Below are 17,219 nucleotides of genomic sequence, written 5' to 3'. Positions count from 1 at the left end.
TTCGCGTATGAAAGGGGAATTTGCATGACGATCAAATTTATATTGGGGCGGGCAGGCAGCGGCAAAACGCACGCATGTCTTGAACAAATTAGAAATGAGCTGCGTCAGGCGCCGATTGGCGCTCCCCTCATATTGCTAACACCTGAGCAGGCATCCTTTCAAATGGAGTATGAGCTGCTGCAGCAGAGCGAGCTAAAAGGAATGCTGCGCGCGCAAGCGCTCAGCTTTAGACGTCTTGCCTTTCGCGTTATGCAGGAAACAGGGGGCACGGCGCTAGTCCCGATCACCGATACAGGCAAGCAGATGCTGCTGTATAAGCTGGTGCATCGAATGGCCGATGAGCTGGAGCTGTTTCGTGGAAGCGAGCTGCAGTCAGGCTTTATTGAGCGCTTGAACAGCATGCTGACGGAATGGAAGCGTTACGGCGTAACCGCGGCCCAGATTGCAGAGCTGATAGATGAGCTTGGAAGCAGCGCGGGCAAGTCTGATCTGCTCGCGAAAAAGCTGCATGATCTATGTCTGCTTTATCGCATGATGGAGCAGGAGCTGGCCGATAAATATGTTGATGATGAGGATTATTTGTCATTGCTTGTGCAAGGCTTGCCAGAGGCGGCTTCCATGAAGGGCTGCAAGCTGTGGGTGGACGGCTTTCACGGTATGACGCCTACGGAATACGAGGCGCTCGCCGCGCTTATCGGATACTGTGACGAGGTGACGATCGCTTTGACGCTGGATCGACATTATGCTGCCGATGAACCGCTGGATGAGCTGAATTTGTTTTACCAAACGGCGGAAACCTACCAGCACATTTTACGGCTTGCTGAGCAGCAGAATATCGCTGTCGAGCCGCCAGTTGTGCTTGACGGACAGCTTGGCCGCTTTGCAGCTTCGCCTCAGCTTGCCTTTATTGAGCGCAATTTTGGAAAGCGCAAGCAGTATTTGCCGCAGGAAGGCGAGAACAACGCCGTTACATTGCATGCTGCTGCCAATCGCCGCGTGGAGGTCGAGGCGCTGGCTAGAGAGCTGCTGCAGCATGTGCGGCAATACGGCTACCGCTGGCGCGATATGGCGATTATGGTGCGCAATATAGCCAGCTACAGCGATTATATCGAGCTCATTTTCAAGCAGTACGAGATTCCGGTATTTATGGATCAAAAGCAAAAGACATTATATCATCCATTCGTAGAATTTATTCGCGCTGCGCTTGAAACGACGGTGCATGGCTGGCAATATGATGCTGTGTTCAGGCTGGTGAAAACCGAAATGCTGTTTCCGCACGACGGCTCAATGCCGCGGGAATGGTTTGATTTGCTGGAAAATTACGTGCTTGCTGCGGGAATTAATGGCTGGAAATGGAAGGATGAGCGCGCGTGGCGTCCGCTGGCGACGGTTTCGCTTGATGAGGAAGAGGATACAGCCTATTACATTTCCGATCAGGCCAAGGAGCAGCTGGCGATTGCGCTTGCTGCCCGCGGCATGATTGTGCCGCCGCTGGCTGCATTTGGCGAGAAGCTTGATGCTGCTGCAAGCATTAAGGATATGTGTATCGCTTTGTATGAGCTGCTGGAAGAAACAGGATCTGCCTATCGGCTTGAGCAGTGGAGTGTAAAGGAGCAGGCGCGCGGCAATCTGCTCATGGCGCGCACGCATCGCCAGCTATGGGCTAATGTGATGAGTCTGCTGGACGAGCTGGTGGAGCTTGCTGGCGATGAAGCGGCTTCGCCCGAGCTGTTTATGGGCATGCTCGAGGCGGGACTTGATTCACTGCAGCTGGCATCAATTCCGCCAAGCCTCGATGGTGTCGTCGTCGGTACGATGGAGCGCTCAAGATTAGCTAATGTAAAGGCGTTGTTCGTGCTGGGCACCTCTGACGGCGTGCTGCCGATGCGGATGAACGAAGACGGTATTCTGTCGGAAGAGGAGCGGGAGCAGTTGCAGCAGCAGGGGGTGCAGCTGGCGCCAAGTGCCAGACGCAAGCTGCTGGATGAGCGCTTTGTCATCTATCAAGTGCTGACCAAGCCGTCGGAACGGCTGTGGCTTAGCTATCCGCTTGCAGATGAGGAAGGAAAGGGCATTTTGCCATCGGAAATTATTAGACAGCTGCGCTATCAGCTGCCGCAGCTCAAGCTGCGTACAACGGCTGTTGAGCCTAAGCTGGAAATGGAGCTGAACGAGCAGCGCAGCTTCCTTGCCCATCCGAATACAGCGATGACCTACTTGATTGCCAAGCTGCGCGAATGGCAGACAGGAGCTGAGCTGCCACCCTTATGGTGGGATTTATATAACTGGTATGCAGCGCGCACGCAGTATCATCCGAAGCTGCAAGCGCTGCTCGCTTCACTTGATTACGACAATATTGAGCAGCCGCTCAAGCTGGAGACGGCTATGGGGCTTTATGGCAGCAATATGCGAATGAGTGTTTCTCGTGTGGAACGCTTCGTATCATGTCCTTTTCAGCATTTCTCGATATATGGCTTGCGCCTCAAGGAACGCAAGCAGTACAGGCTTGCAGCGCCAGATATGGGCCAGCTGTTTCATGCTGCGCTCGGTAAGCTTGCGAGTCAGCTGGGGGCCAGCTGGGGACGTTTGGCGCAGGATAAAGTAAAGGCCGAGGCAGACGCAATCGTCGAGGAGCTAATTCCAAGGCTGCAATCGGAAATATTGCTCAGCAGCGAACGCTTTAAATATATTGCGCGCAAGCTGAAGGAAATCGTCATGCAGGCTGCGGTTATTTTAGGCGAGCATGCGGCGCGAGCCGAGTTTAATCCGGTGGCGACGGAAATTGACTTTGGTCCGCAAGGACAGATGCCTGGCTTGAAGCTGAAGCTTGATAACGGTCATATGATCGAGATTGTCGGACGAATTGACCGCGTCGATTCAGCAGCGACGGACGAAGGGCTGCTGCTGCGCGTCCTCGACTACAAGTCAAGCAGCAAGGCGTTAAGGCTGTCAGAGGTAATCGAGGGCCTTTCGCTGCAAATGCTTACCTATCTCGATGTGCTGCTGACGCATGGCGAGAGCTGGCTGGGACAAAAGGTGCTTCCCGCAGGTGTGCTTTATTTTCATGTGCATAACCCGCTGCTGCAAGTGAACAACGGGATTAGTGCAGAGGAAGCGGGCCAATTGATGCTTAAGCGATACAAAATGAAGGGGCTGCTTACTGCTGATACGACGGTGGTGCGAATGATGGATACGGAGCTGGAAAGCGGCTATTCGCAAATCGTTCCTGTTGCAGTTAAAAAGGATGACAGCTTTTACTCCAATGCTTCCGTAGTCAGCCAGCAGCAGTGGGAGCAGCTTCGCAGCTATGTAAGGAGTAAAATCAAGCATATCGGCGAGCAAATTCAGGAGGGCGTCGTTTCGATAGAGCCGTACCAGCTTGGCGATCGCACCCCGTGTCAATATTGCGATTACAAAGCAGTATGCCAATTCGACCCTTCGCTGGAAGGCAACCATTATCGCAAGCTGTCCAAGGCAGAAGAAGATGAAATCTGGCAGCGGTTAGGAGAGTGAGAGGATGAGTGGGCAACAAGTAGCGGCTCCCAAGTGGAGCGAGGAGCAGCTGGATGCGATTGTATCAGGCGGCTCTAATGTACTGGTCGCTGCTGCCGCGGGCTCTGGCAAAACGGCAGTTCTTGTTGAGCGAATTATAAGGAAAATCGCCAGTGACACGGATGTTGACCGTTTGCTTGTCGCAACCTTTACCAATGCCGCAGCTGCGGAAATGAAGGATAGAATCAAGGTCGCCTTGGAGCGCAAGCTGGAGGAGCAGCCCGATTCCGAGCATTTGCGCAAGCAGCTGGCACTTATGGGCAAGGCTTCGATTACAACGCTGCATTCCTTCTGTATGGATGTGATCCGCAAATACTACTCTGTGATCGGCCTTGATCCCGGATTTCGCATTGCTAATGAAACAGAAATCGAATTGATCCGTAATGATGTTTTAATGGAGCTTTTTGAGTCAAGATATGCAGATCTGGAGCAGCACGGCGATTTTATTAAGCTGGTTAACGCATTTGGCGGGGAACAGGGCGATGATCCTGTATTCAAACTGGTTGAGCGGCTGTACTTATTTTCGCGCTCGCACCCTTGGCCAAAGGCTTGGCTGGAGCAAATGGCTGCTGCCTTCAAGGTGGCCAGCGTAGATGAGCTGGAGCAGTCGCCGTGGGTCAAGCAAGTAATGGCGGATGTAGAGCTGAAGCTGGACGGGGCGATTGCCAGCTTTGAACAGGCGCTTGAGCTGACTAAGCTTCCAGCCGGTCCTTACGCTTACGCAGCTACGTTTGAAGCGGATATCGAGCTTGTGCAGAAACTGCGTCATGAGCTGCAGCAGCTGCCCTGGCGTTCATGGGGCGGCTGCTTAGCAGAAGCAGCCTTCTCCAAGCTTGCGACGCTTAGAGGGAAGGAGCATGATAAGGAGCTGCAGCAGCTTGCCAAGGATTATCGGGAGCAGGGCAAGGCGACGGTGCTTGCGATAGCCAGCGACTATTTCGGCAGAAGCGCAGAGCAATATGTTGAGGAGCTGAAGGAGCTCGCACCATTGATGCAGGCGTTAATCGACTTGATTATCGACTTCTCGGATCGCTTCGAAGCTTTCAAGCGCAGCAGAGGACTGCTCGATTTTGGCGACCTGGAGCATTATTGTCTTGCGATTTTGCTCGATGCGCGATCTACAATAGAGCAGCCCATTCCTTCAGAAGCTGCGCAAGACTATCAGCGGCAATTTGATGAAATTTTGCTGGATGAATATCAGGATACGAATCTTGTGCAGGAAACGATCGTCGCTTTAATTAGCAACCCGGACAGAGGCAATCGCTTTATGGTCGGCGATGTGAAGCAAAGCATTTATCGCTTTAGATTGGCCGAGCCGCGCTTGTTTCTAGATAAATACAAGCGCTACGGCAAGGCAGCCGAGGTCGATGCTGCATCAGGCAAGCGGATTGACCTGGCCCGCAATTATCGCAGCCGGCTTGAGGTGGTTGATGCTGTAAATCTTGTGTTTCATGCCATTATGAAGGAGAAGGTAGCCGAGCTGCAATATGATGCGGCTGCTGAGCTGGTGCATGGGGCTGCGTATTTCCCAGCCCCGGAGTCGCTGGAGCAATGCCGCGTGCAGTGCGTTGTCATTGACCGCGAGGAACGAGAGCATGAGAGCGAGCAGGCGGAGACAGAAGAGCAGAGCGAGGAGCAGTCGCTTGAGGCGCTGCGGGAAGAGCTGACTACAGCACAGCTGGAGGCTCGTTATATTGTGCAGGAGTTATTGCGGCTAAAGCATTCGGAAGCACTCGTTTATGATGTTAAGCAAGAGCGCTATCGGCCGATGCAATGGCGCGACAATGTAATTTTGCTTCGTTCGACCTCGGCATGGGCACCAGTATTTTTGGAGGAGCTGCAGCTTGCCGGTATTCCTGCCTACTCCAGCATTGGCAGCGGCTATTTTGAAGCAGTGGAAGTGCAAACGATGCTGAGCGTGCTGCAAATTATTGATAACCCTTATCAGGATATTCCGCTTGCTGCTACGCTTCGTTCACCACTGTTTAAGCTGACCGCAGAGGAGCTGTCCCATATTCGGATTCTTTCTATGGACAGCAGCTATTATGATGCGGTTGTGCAGGCAGCAGGCAACGAGCAATTTGCCTATGAGGGCAGAGTTAAGCTTGCTTACTTTCTGGACAAGCTCGACAGCTGGCGCAACTATGCGCGTGAAGGGGCGCTAGCTGATTTGCTGTGGCTCATTTATGAAGAGACAGGCTATTACGATTTTGTTGGCGGCTTGCCGGCCGGCTTGCAGCGGCAAGCTAATTTGCGAGCTTTGCATGATCGGGCGCGGCAATATGAAGCGACTTCATTTCGCGGCTTGTTTCGTTTCCTGAAATTTATTGAGCGAATGCGTGATAACGGCAATGACCTTGGCACAGCGCTGGCGATTGGCGAAGGCGAGGATGTCGTGCGAATTATGACAATTCATTCAAGCAAGGGACTGGAGTTTCCGATTGTGTTCGTAGCTGGACTTGGCAAAAAGTTCAATGAACAAGATTTGAAAGCGAGCTTCTTATATCATAAGGAGCTGGGCTTCGGCCCTAAAGTAATCAACCTTGCGATGAGGACCAGCTATCCGTCTCTGCCTTATATCGCCATTCGCAGAGCGATAAAAATGGAGCTGCTAGCCGAAGAGATGCGGATTCTTTATGTGGCGCTGACAAGGCCAAAAGAGAAGCTCTATCTACTCGGCACAACGGCAAAGCTGGGCAAAAAGCTAATAAAATGGAGCTCGGCGATGGAAGGAGACAGCACCTTGTCGCTTGCAAGCATTGCAGGCGCAAGCTGTTATCTGGACTGGATCGCACCTCTTGTAAGCGAAAGCCTGCAGCAGTCTTTGGCAGCAGAGGCTGCCGACAAGCGAAGCTGTCATACGGACTTTGACTGGCTTGTTGAAGTAATTCCGGCGCAGGAGCTGGCAGCAGCGGCTCAACAAGCGGCTGCTGCTGCGGATGAGCAGCAGGAGCGCTCCAACCAGTTGATGGCAATTGGCGCGTTAGCTCAATTGGAAGGCATTGAGAGCGATGAGCAGCTGCATGAGCAATTATCCTTTGTTTATCCGTATGCTGATGCTGTAAAGCTTGGGGCTAAAGCGTCCATTACCGAAATGAAGCGAATTCAGGCTGCCTTCGAGCAGGAGGAGCAGGATTTTATATTTGAACAGCCTGCTGGCGAAGAACAGCAGCAGGCGGAAAGCGAGCTGACCGGCAAGGACGAGGCGCAGCTAACGTACAGCCTGCATTTGCAGCGACCATCCTTTATGGAGCAAAAGCAGCTGACACCTACTGAGCGCGGCTCCGTCAATCACTTGGTCATGCAGCATATGCCGCTTCACGATCATATTGACCAAGAGGTAATCGATGCTACGATTGAGCATATGGTTGCGCGCAAGCTGATTACCCCTTTTCAGACAGGTGCAATCAATCGCAAAGGTATCGAGCAGCTTTTCCAATCAGAGCTGGGACAGCGGATGCAGCTTGCATTATGGCTGAAGCGCGAGCTTCCCTTCGCTTTCTTGCTTCCAGCGCAGCAAGTATATCGTGATGCAGCAGGCTATAGCGCTGATGAAAATGTATTTATTCAGGGGGTTATCGACTGCTTGTTCGAGGACTCGCAGGGCTTGGTGCTCGTCGATTATAAAACAGATCGCATTTTTAATCGCAACTGGCAGGAAAAGGCGGAACAGCATCGCTTTCAGCTGGAAATGTACGCGAAAGGTCTTGAAATGATTCTTCATCGAAAAGTTGACGAAATCTTCGTATTCTTTTTTGATGGCGGGGTTTCGGTTCGCTTATAATAGAGGGACATGCACTAATATAGTTTATATTTTTTAGTGGGGGGATATTGTGACAGAGCAACTCAACTCGATGCAAGGGTCTGAACAAAAAAAGAAGCCAATTGCTCTGGCAGTTACATTAGTACTGCTCGTAATCAGCTTAATTTTAGTTGTGATGTTTTCCGCCAAATCTATTGGCTACAAGCAGGAGCTTCAGGTGGCAACCGGCGAAAAAATCGTTGAGCACTTCAAGCAGCTTGACGGCAAGCTGGCTCACCTGCAAACCAATACGTCACAGCTTGTTGAGCGTGCTGGCGGTTGGGATGAAGCGGCACAGCTGCTAAGCGCTCATTCTCAAGTTATGCTGCAGGATGTGTACGATCATTTGGCAGCGCTGCTGGAGCTTGGCAAAGACATCGAGCCGGACAAGCTTGGCGACGCTGAAGCAGACAAGCTGGCTGCCTGGCATGAACAGCAGCAGCAGCTGCTTCTCCAGCTGGCAGCAGTAGCGCAGGCCTCCGCTTCTGATCAGGAGCAATTGCAGCAGCTCAGTCAGCAGGCTGCAGAAATGAAAAGCGCCGTAAGCAATTTCAATTTTAAAATGGAAGGCAATCGTAATGCGATGATTCGCCTTGCAGCAGGCTTTGATTGGCTGGAGCTTGTCAAACAAATGGAAGAGGCTGTAAAAGTTGCTGCAAGCCGCTAATATGCTGTAATATAACTGTAAAGCTGGACAAAAGCTTAAGGAGGCTGAACAAGTGGATTGTTTATTTTGCAAAATAATTGAAGGCAGCATACCGTCTACGAAAGTATACGAAAACGAGCATGTGCTGGCATTTCAGGATATTGCGCCAGCAGCGCCTACGCATATTTTGATTATTCCAAAGAAGCATATTGCAACGATGAATGATGTAACGCGCGAGGATGATTTGGCGATTGCTGAAATCTTTGCTGCCGCAAGACATATTGCCAAGGAGCAAGGCTTTGATGAAGCGGGCTATCGCTTAATTAACAACTGCAACTCAGATGGCGGTCAAGTCGTATATCACCTTCATTTCCACTTGCTTGCAGGCAAAAAGCTGGGCGCTTTGCTGGCTGAATAGTTTACTGTTTGTGCAAGTTGACATCTACTTATACGTTGACGTATAATTAAGGTTGATGAACCGTGTAATGACTCTGGACGGTCTGTTTCGGAGGGAGGGAAAACTGGTGTCTGAAATTAAAGTTCGTAAAAATGAATCTATTGATGCTGCGCTTCGTCGCTTTAAGCGTTCCACTGCAAAAGATGGTATACTGGCAGAGGTTAAGAAACGCAAGCACTACGAAAAGCCTAGTGTAAAGCGCAAGAAAAAGTCCGAGGCTGCGCGTAAGAGAAAGTTTTAGGAGGATAATTCCATAATGAACCTGAGCGATAGATTGACCGACGATATGAAGCAAGCTATGAAGGATCAAGACAAGTTTAAACTTGCCACGATTCGAATGATGCGTGCAGCTGTTAAAAATCAAGAAATTGATCTTAAGCGTGCGCTGAATGATGAAGAGGTTCTTCAAATACTTAGTCGAGAAATCAAGCAGCGTAAAGATTCCCTCCAAGAATTTAAAAAGGCGGGTCGAGATGACCTTGTCGAGAATCTTGCAGCAGAAATTGATATTATTAGTAAATACCTTCCCGAACAGCTCACTGAAGAAGAGATTCAAGAGATAGTAAGGCAGACCATCCAAGAACTCGGTGCTTCTTCGAAAGCCGACATGGGGAAAGTGATGGGCGCCCTTATGCCTAAAACAAAAGGTCGCGCAGACGGTAAACTAGTAAACCAAATTGTTCAACAATTTCTGCAATAGAATACGTGCGGACACAAAACACCCTTCGGGGTGTTTTTTTGTGTTATAATAATTGAAACAAGCAGATACCACATACGTATAATAGTAAAGCAGAAAGGAGGTAATGAGATGAGTACGACAGTTATACCTCAAAAAGCGAATCTTGCAAGGAAATTAATTGGATGTATCTCTATTATGATGCTGCTAATGATTTTCCTGCCATTTACACTACATGCCGAGAGTCGCGCCGTCGAGCAATACGGACCTGCAATCTATCACGTTGCTTTAAAAGGCGATGTTGATCCTGCCATGGCTCAGTTTTTAAAAAGGGCGCTTAATGAAGCCGAGGAGGCACGCGCCGATCATATTATCATCACACTAAATACATATGGTGGAAGAACGGATTCTGCGGCGGAAATAGGTGAAGCACTGCGTGCGGTATCGATTCCTACCACTGCTTTTATTGAAGGAAAGGCTGTTTCAGCCGGGACATATATCGCCTTAAATGCGGATACAATTGTAATGCAGGAAGGCAGTACGATGGGCAGCGCAGCAGTAGTCGACGGCTCAGGCAAGCTGATTGACAATCCTAAAACAATCAGCTATTGGGTCGATCAAATGAGCGAGGCTGCCAAGCTGAATGGACGTGATCCGCAAGTGGCTGTTGCAATGGTCGATCCACGAATAGAGGTTGATCTGACCGATACATTGGGCAAGGTTGTTGCGGTAGGCGATGTACTGGCAATTTCAGCTTCGGACGCGCTGCGAATCGGTTATTCCGAGCATACAGCTGCAACTTTAGGGGATGTTATTTCCTGGCTGGACTATAGTGATCGAGATCTGATAGAGGTTGAGATGAGCTTTGCGGAACAGCTGTCACGCTTTGTGCTTCATCCTGCCGTCTCGGTTATTCTCCTCGTCATTGGCTTTGCTGGCATTGCAATTGAACTGTTTGTACCAGGCTTTGGTTTGCCAGGCATTTTAGGAGTATTGGCCATGGGACTGTATTTTTTCGGTTCCTACTTAGGAGGGCTTGCAGGAATGGAATCTGCATTGTTGTTTATTGTCGGGATTGTATTAATCATTCTGGAATTAATTGTACCCGCATTTGGCATACTTGGATTATTGGGAGGAGGTGCCATCATAACTGGCATCCTGTTAGCAGCCCCTGATTGGCAGTCAGGCGTTACAGCCATTGTTATAGCGCTGGTGATTGCAACGATTATCGTTATTATATTCTCCAGAACGAAAAAAGGCAGAGCCGTTTGGAATAAATTTGTGCTGCGTGAAAAGCTGACTACCGAGGAAGGCTTTGTCTCTGCTGAATCCAAAGCGTCGCTTGTAGGAGAAAAAGGTGTAACGGTAACACCACTTCGACCTGCCGGCACAGCCTTGATTAATGATCAACGTGTCGATGTCGTGACTGAGGGTGGATTTGTTGAAAATAATCGCCCTGTTGTCGTTGTCAAGGCAGAGGGAACATGGGTCGTAGTAAGAGAGATTACAAGCAATGAGAAGTGATCCAACTAAAAGAAAATGATAAACTTTGGGAGGTAATGCAATGCCTGGAATTGATCCGATGTTGCTAACAATTATTTTTATTATTTTAGGGGTAATTGTGTTTTTTGTGCTACTGAGCTTTTTCCCTGTCATGCTGTGGATTTCAGCGCTGGCATCAGGTGTTAAAATCGGTATCATTACACTATTTGCGATGAAGCTGCGTCGAGTTACGCCAAGCCGTATCGTTAACCCGCTCATTAAAGCGACGAAAGCGGGACTTGGGGTATCGACCAACCAATTGGAAACCCACTATTTAGCCGGTGGTAACGTAGACCGCGTTGTCAATGCGCTTATCGCAGCTCAGCGCGCCAACATTCCACTGTTGTTTGAACGTGCGGCAGCGATCGATCTTGCGGGCCGTGACGTATTGCAAGCGGTGCAAATGAGCGTTAACCCGCGTGTTATTGAAACAACCTCTGTATCTGCTGTTGCAAAGGACGGGATCGAGGTAAAGGTTCGTGCCCGCGTAACAGTTCGTGCCAACCTTGATCGTCTAGTCGGTGGTGCGGGTGAGGATACTATTATCGCTCGTATCGGTGAAGGAATTGTCTCCACAGTAGGTAGCTCGGGTTCTCATAAAGATGTACTTGAAAATCCGGATAAAATTTCTCGTACCGTACTTGAAAAAGGACTTGATGCAGGGACAGCTTTCGAAATCTTGTCAATCGATATCGCTGATGTGGATGTTGGTAAAAACATTGGTGCACATCTGCAAACCGAGCAGGCTGAAGCAGATAAAAACATTGCGCAAGCTAAAGCTGAGGAGCGCCGTGCGATGGCAGTTGCGAAAGAGCAGGAAAACAAAGCGAAGGTTGTGGAAATGGAAGCGCGCGTTGTTGAATCCGAATCTCAAGTTCCTCTGGCGATGGCAGAAGCACTGCGCAGCGGCAAGCTTGGTGTGATGGATTATTTGAATATGAAAAATATCGAGGCCGATACGGATATGCGCAAATCCATTGGTGACCCTAACGATATTGATCCGAATAAGAAATAGCCTCCTGTGCCAGAACTAGGATAGCTATAGGAGGTGAGCGCAAGTGGGGATCTTTGATCTCATATTCGATAATATCTACGTCGTCGTGGTAGTGCTGTTTGTTATATTTAAATTGCTGGGCAGCTTCTCGAACAAGAACAAACCAACCAGCATGCCAACCTTCGGCGGCGATCATCCGCAGCAGGGTAAATGGAGAGATGAGCAGGAGGAAGCAGATGAGCCCTACAGCTCTCCGTATGCTCCTGAGCAGCAATCAAGGCCACAAGCAACAGCTGCCCACCGTCAGCCGGATGTAGCGGCTTATGAGCAGCCTAGAAGAGAGACAGTCGCTCTTGAGCAAAGCGTGCAAAGCGTGCAAAGCGTGCCTGCAGGGCCTTCCTATGAGCAGCTAAGGCGCGAGCATCAGCGCAAGCAAGCGCTAGCAAGACAAAAGGCACATAAGCAAGGAAGCAGTCGCTCTCCGCAAGCGATTCAGCTGGAGGCGGATGATTTGCGCAAGGCCGTTGTTTGGAGCGAAATATTAGGTCAGCCAAGAGCAAAGCGGCCATTCCGCAGGTCTTAGACAAAAAGCGTAAGCTTTGGGACTTTATTGTCCCCGAGCTTGCGCTTTTTCTTTTATGCGGCTTGGTGAGGCAGGCCGATACTGATAGTTCTCATAAATGTCATAAAACTCGCATATTTTGATAAAGTACCGAACTATGTTGCGTTGTGGATGTTACTGGTATGAGGAAAGGGGAGTTCCAACAATGGGTCGTATGAAGCGTAAGCTGCACAAGCTGACGGCATCCTGGCTTGATATGCCGCAGGATGTTGTATTCGAACTACCTAGATTAACATTAATAGGCGACCGTCAGCTATATATTGAAAATCATCGCGGCGTTATAAATTTTACGGATGAAGTGCTTCGCTTATCGCTTAGCAAGGGAGAACTGGAAGTACGCGGACGAGAGCTGATCATTCGTACGATCTGGACTGACGAAGTGTTTGTGGAGGGCATTATTACAGGCATAGAACTGTTTCCATAATTAAAGTAAAAGGAGGAAAGACAATGCGACAATCGCTCATTGAATGGTTGAAAGGTTCTGTAGAGGTTGAGCTACAAGGAAGTCATGTAGCTCAATTTCTTAATCAAGCTACGCAAGACAAGCTAGAGCTGTCCAATATCCACTGGAAAGGAAGCGAGCGGGTAAGCTTTGAAGTAAGCGTCGAGCAATTTTTTTTATTGCGTAAATATGTACGAGCCTCCGGCGGAAAGCTAAAGCTGAAGCGAAAAAAAGGCTTTCCATTTTTGCTTTCCTTGCTGGAGAAGCGGCTATGGTTTACGATCGGCATCGCTTTATTTTTTGCGATCATTTTTTGCCTGTCCTCGCTGGTTTGGAGGATTGAAATTACCGGCAACAAACGGATTCCGAATGATGTAATAATGGCTGCTGCCAAGGAGCAGGGTCTCCATCTCTATCAATGGTCCTTTAGATTGCAGGATACTGATATTTTGTCCAAAAAGCTCGTTTCGGCAATTCCGGGCACAACGTGGATTGGCGTTGAAAAAACGGGTACGAAAGTAAAAATACAAATCGTAGAGGCAACGATTCCCGAAGAGCAGGAGCCGCATAGCCCGCGGCATCTTGTTGCAACGAATGATGCAGTTATTACGTACATAATAGCTGAGCAGGGAAAGCCGCTTGTACGGAAAAATCAACGAGTCAAGGCTGGCAACATTTTGATTTCAGGCGTAATTGGCAATGAGGCGCATTCACAAATCGTTGTCGCGCAAGGCGAAGTAAAAGGGCTGGTGTGGTATGAGTATGAGGTTAAGGCTCCGCTCGTGCAAAAATACCGTGTATTTACCGGAGAGCGTCAAGCTCGCTCATACATTGTGCTCGGCAACCGTGCCCTGCAAATTAGCGGCTACAAGCAAGAGCCGTATGAAAAGTCGGAGATCATCAAAACGACTGAGATGCTTTCGATTGGAAATTTCACATTGCCAATTGGCCGAATGAAGGAAATGGAGCAGGAAGTTGGCTTTGAGCAACGAGAACTGACCATGGAAGAAGCAAAAAAGGAAAGCTTGGAGCAGGCAAGATTGCGAATTTTAGCGCATGCTGGCAAAGATGCGGAAATTGTTAGCGAAATTGTTTTGCATGAAGCGACGGACAATGGTAAAGTGGTAATGAAAGTACTTTACGAAGTGAATCAGTCTATTACAAAAGAACTACCAATAGTCCAGATGCAGGGAGATTGAGTTTTATTGCAAAATGAAATGAAAACAGTTAAGATTCCAGTCGAAAATGCGGCTGAGGCATTAGCCGTTCTAGGACCACAAGATAAGTTCTTACGTATTGTTGAAGAACGCGTTGAGGCACGAATTTCATCAAGAGATGCAGAAATTTCAATTACTGGTCCAGCAACGCAAGTGGACTCTTTGGAGCAGCTTTATCAAGTGCTGCTGCAGCTTGTGAGGGAAGGCTATACGCCTTCAGAGCGTGATGTTACCTATGCGCTAGACCTTGCTTTGAACATGCAGGCAGAGGAATTGCTCGATTTGTTCAAAAAGCCAATTGCTACAACATACCGTGGCAAAAAAATATTAGTTAAAACGATAGGTCAGCGTCATTACACGAAGCTGATTAAAAAGCATGATATTGTGTTTGGCATTGGACCAGCAGGTACAGGCAAAACGTATTTGGCTGTTGTACTGGCCGTCACCGCTCTTAAAGAAAACATTGTGAAGCGAATCATTTTGACAAGGCCTGCCGTTGAAGCGGGAGAGAATTTAGGCTTTTTGCCAGGTGATTTGCAGGAAAAGGTCGATCCTTATTTAAGGCCGCTATATGACGCCTTGCATGATGTGCTTGGCGCTGAGCAAACGGTTAAGGCGATTGAGCGGGGCATGATCGAGATTGCGCCGCTAGCCTATATGCGTGGTCGTACGCTGGACGATGCATTTATTATTTTGGACGAGGCCCAAAATACGACACCGGAGCAAATGAAAATGTTTTTGACTCGTCTCGGCTTTGGCTCGAAAATGGTCATTACCGGCGATGTAACGCAAATTGATTTGCCACGCGGAAAAAGCTCCGGCTTAATTGAAGCAAAGCGCGTTCTGAGCGAGATTGAAGAGATCGGAATGATGATATTTTCCGAGCAGGATGTCGTTCGCCATACATTAGTGCAAAAAATTATTATGGCTTATGACCGCGATGCAGAATCAAGAGCTGTGGATTCACGGAAATAGATGTGTGTCCTAGTATTGAAGAAAGGACTGAGAGCGAATGACTACAAAGAATGACCTTGGTCAGATCAAAAAGCGCAGTTTGAAGGCGACTGCTGGCTGGAGGCAAAGCACAGCTATGAAATGGACATTCATGGCGTTGTTCGTCATTCTTTTCTACTTCAATCTCGCGCCGCATATTATTCCTGAGACGTATAACATTACGGAAAACTCAATGAGTGACAAGGATATAAAGGCGCCAACGCAAATTCGCGACGAGAAAGCTACAAGAGCAGCTGAGGAGCAGGCGGCAAATGCGATAGAAGATATTTACTTGACTGTCGGCATGCGTAATGAGCAGCTTGTGGAAACGATTTTTCTGCGGATTGAAGGGCTTAACGCTGATGATCAGGTCACCGAGCAAAACAAAATCGATATTTACCGGACTGAAATTCCGAAAAAGTATGACGAGCATGTTGAAAATCTTGTGAAATCGGGCTTGGCGAACGAAACGCACAATGAGCTGCTGCTTGAAGAAATGGCTCGCGTTACAGCTGAGCAAAAGTATACGATTCCAGAAGAAACCTTTTACAAGCTGCCGAAGCTGACACAAGATGAATTATCCGAGATGCGGCTTGTTGCCAGGGATATTGTGCGCAAGCTGATGAATGAACAGCTGCGGGATGCTGAAACGGCTCGCACTCAGGTAGCCGAGATGGTCAATTCCAGCTCGATTTCGAATCGTACTGCACGAGAAGTCGTATCGGAAATTGCCCGATTCTCGATTACACCCAACAAGTTTTTTGATCGGACCGCAACCGATGAAGCGCGTGAAAATGCTCGGCTTAACACGCAGCCAGTTGTTTACAAGGAAAATGAAATTATCGTAAAAAAAGGCGAGGTCATTACGCCAGATACATATGAAATGCTTGTCGAGGCCAATTTGCTGCAGGATACTAAGCATAATTGGGCCAAGCTGGGAGTTGTGATGACAGCAGTGCTGCTTGCTGCGTTTTTGTATATTTACTTTACGCAGTCAGCAGGCTCGCATTTGCAACAGACGAGGTACAACAATTCACAGCTGCTCATGCTGTTTTTAATTACGCTGCTTAATTTGGGAATTATGCAAATTGTGGCGTTGATACAAGGTGAAACGTCAAGCATTGCGGGCTTTATGGTGCCGGCAGCGCTTGGAGCAATGCTGATTACATTGCTTATTGACGAGCATTTGGCGCTTGCTTCCACGTTCATAACGAGCGTCGGAGGGGCGATCATATTAAACAGCACCAACAGTGGATTGTTTGATTATCGCTTCGGTTTTTATACGATGGTCATTTCGCTAGCGGCGATTTATTCGATTAAGCATGCCAGCCAGCGCTCGGTCATTTTGAAAGCGGGCATTATGGTCAGCTTGTTTGGCTCGGTCAGTGTGCTGACGATATATTTGATGGCAGAGCAGCTGGATCGCATGCCGCTTATCTATTCGATCGGCTTCGCATTTGGCGGCGGCTTGCTTACTTCGATTCTAGTAATCGGCCTTATGCCGTTCTTTGAAATTTCGTTCGGAATTTTATCGGCGCTTAAGCTGGTTGAGCTGTCGAGTCCGAATCATCCGCTATTGCGCAAGCTGTTGACTGAAACGCCTGGCACCTACCATCATAGCGTTATGGTGGGCAATTTGGCAGAAGCGGCGGCAGAAGCGATTGGCGCAAACGGGCTGCTATGTCGTGTGGGCGCGTTTTACCATGATATTGGCAAGACGAAGCGGCCAAGCTATTTTATCGAAAACCAAAACAATATGGAAAATCCGCATGACACGATCGATCCGATGCTGAGCAAATCGATTATTGTTGCTCATGCCAAGGATGGCGCGGAAATGCTGAAGGCGTACAAAATGCCGAAGCAGCTGCGCGATATTGCCGAGCAGCATCATGGCACAACGTCCTTGAAGTTTTTCTATTACAAGGCGAAAAAGCAAGCAGAGGAAGCGGGCATCGAGCCTGACTTTACCGAGGATGATTTCCGCTATCCTGGTCCTAAGGCGCAGTCGAAGGAAGCGGCAGTTGTTGGTATTGCAGATTGTATAGAGGCTGCTGTACGGAGCTTGCGTAACCCGACGATTGACCAGGTTGAGGATATGATTCACAAAATTATTAAAAGCCGTGTCGATGACAATCAATATAATGAGTGCGACTTAACGATGAAGGAATTGGATAAAATAGCTCAATCGTTAAAGGAAAGCCTGATGGGGATTTTCCATTCGCGCATTGAATACCCTGAAGACGCAAAAGCAAAAGATAAGCAGAAGGAGTCATAAT

General features: G+C 48.8%; 13 protein-coding genes. All 13 read left to right on the top strand.

Annotated features, from left to right (window positions below; translation table 11 throughout):
* Positions 1-24: 24 nt before the first annotated feature.
* Complete coding sequence (addB, locus tag KJS52_RS04845; protein ID WP_213513551.1) at positions 25-3,513, top strand: helicase-exonuclease AddAB subunit AddB; 3,489 nt, start codon at positions 25-27, stop codon at positions 3,511-3,513.
* A gap of 4 nt (positions 3,514-3,517) precedes the next feature.
* Positions 3,518-7,336: a helicase-exonuclease AddAB subunit AddA gene (gene addA, locus KJS52_RS04840; RefSeq protein WP_213513550.1), complete on the top strand. Its 3,819-nt coding sequence runs from the start codon at positions 3,518-3,520 to the stop codon at positions 7,334-7,336.
* A 49-nt stretch (positions 7,337-7,385) separates the two neighbouring features.
* Entirely contained in the window at positions 7,386-8,021 is a 636-nt protein-coding gene (locus KJS52_RS04835; RefSeq protein ID WP_213513549.1) for a hypothetical protein, read from the top strand.
* A gap of 52 nt (positions 8,022-8,073) precedes the next feature.
* Positions 8,074-8,418 (top strand): histidine triad nucleotide-binding protein, encoded by a 345-nt coding sequence (locus KJS52_RS04830; protein ID WP_213513548.1) that lies wholly within the window; start codon positions 8,074-8,076, stop codon positions 8,416-8,418.
* 106 nt (positions 8,419-8,524) lie between these two features.
* On the top strand, positions 8,525-8,698 hold the full coding sequence (gene rpsU, locus KJS52_RS04825) for a 30S ribosomal protein S21 (protein ID WP_213513547.1): 174 nt from the start codon (positions 8,525-8,527) through the stop codon (positions 8,696-8,698).
* A 15-nt stretch (positions 8,699-8,713) separates the two neighbouring features.
* The gene (locus KJS52_RS04820; protein ID WP_213513546.1) at positions 8,714-9,157 is read left to right on the top strand and encodes a GatB/YqeY domain-containing protein; all 444 of its coding nucleotides are present in this window, start codon (positions 8,714-8,716) and stop codon (positions 9,155-9,157) included.
* 108 nt (positions 9,158-9,265) lie between these two features.
* Positions 9,266-10,657, top strand: a complete 1,392-nt coding sequence (locus KJS52_RS04815; RefSeq protein ID WP_213513545.1) for an NfeD family protein — start codon at positions 9,266-9,268, stop codon at positions 10,655-10,657.
* A gap of 40 nt (positions 10,658-10,697) precedes the next feature.
* Complete coding sequence (gene floA / locus KJS52_RS04810; RefSeq protein ID WP_281425548.1) at positions 10,698-11,690, top strand: flotillin-like protein FloA; 993 nt, start codon at positions 10,698-10,700, stop codon at positions 11,688-11,690.
* A 43-nt stretch (positions 11,691-11,733) separates the two neighbouring features.
* Complete coding sequence (locus KJS52_RS04805) at positions 11,734-12,252, top strand: YqfB family membrane protein (RefSeq protein WP_213513544.1); 519 nt, start codon at positions 11,734-11,736, stop codon at positions 12,250-12,252.
* 184 nt (positions 12,253-12,436) lie between these two features.
* Entirely contained in the window at positions 12,437-12,715 is a 279-nt protein-coding gene (gene yqfC / locus KJS52_RS04800) for a sporulation protein YqfC (RefSeq protein WP_213513543.1), read from the top strand.
* Between the two features lie 23 nt (positions 12,716-12,738).
* Complete coding sequence (gene yqfD, locus KJS52_RS04795; protein WP_213513542.1) at positions 12,739-13,932, top strand: sporulation protein YqfD; 1,194 nt, start codon at positions 12,739-12,741, stop codon at positions 13,930-13,932.
* 18 nt (positions 13,933-13,950) lie between these two features.
* Positions 13,951-14,925, top strand: coding sequence for a PhoH family protein (locus KJS52_RS04790; RefSeq protein ID WP_213513541.1), 975 nt, complete (start codon positions 13,951-13,953; stop codon positions 14,923-14,925).
* Positions 14,926-15,040: 115 nt separating this feature from the next.
* The gene (locus KJS52_RS04785; protein WP_246563130.1) at positions 15,041-17,218 is read left to right on the top strand and encodes an HD family phosphohydrolase; all 2,178 of its coding nucleotides are present in this window, start codon (positions 15,041-15,043) and stop codon (positions 17,216-17,218) included.
* Position 17,219 lies beyond the last annotated feature (1 nt).

It is taken from the genome of Paenibacillus montaniterrae (assembly GCF_018403185.1).
Taxonomy (GTDB): domain Bacteria; phylum Bacillota; class Bacilli; order Paenibacillales; family Paenibacillaceae; genus Pristimantibacillus; species Pristimantibacillus montaniterrae.
The sequence above is the reverse complement of the archived record's forward strand: the minus strand, read 5'-3'. Positions and strand labels throughout refer to the sequence as shown.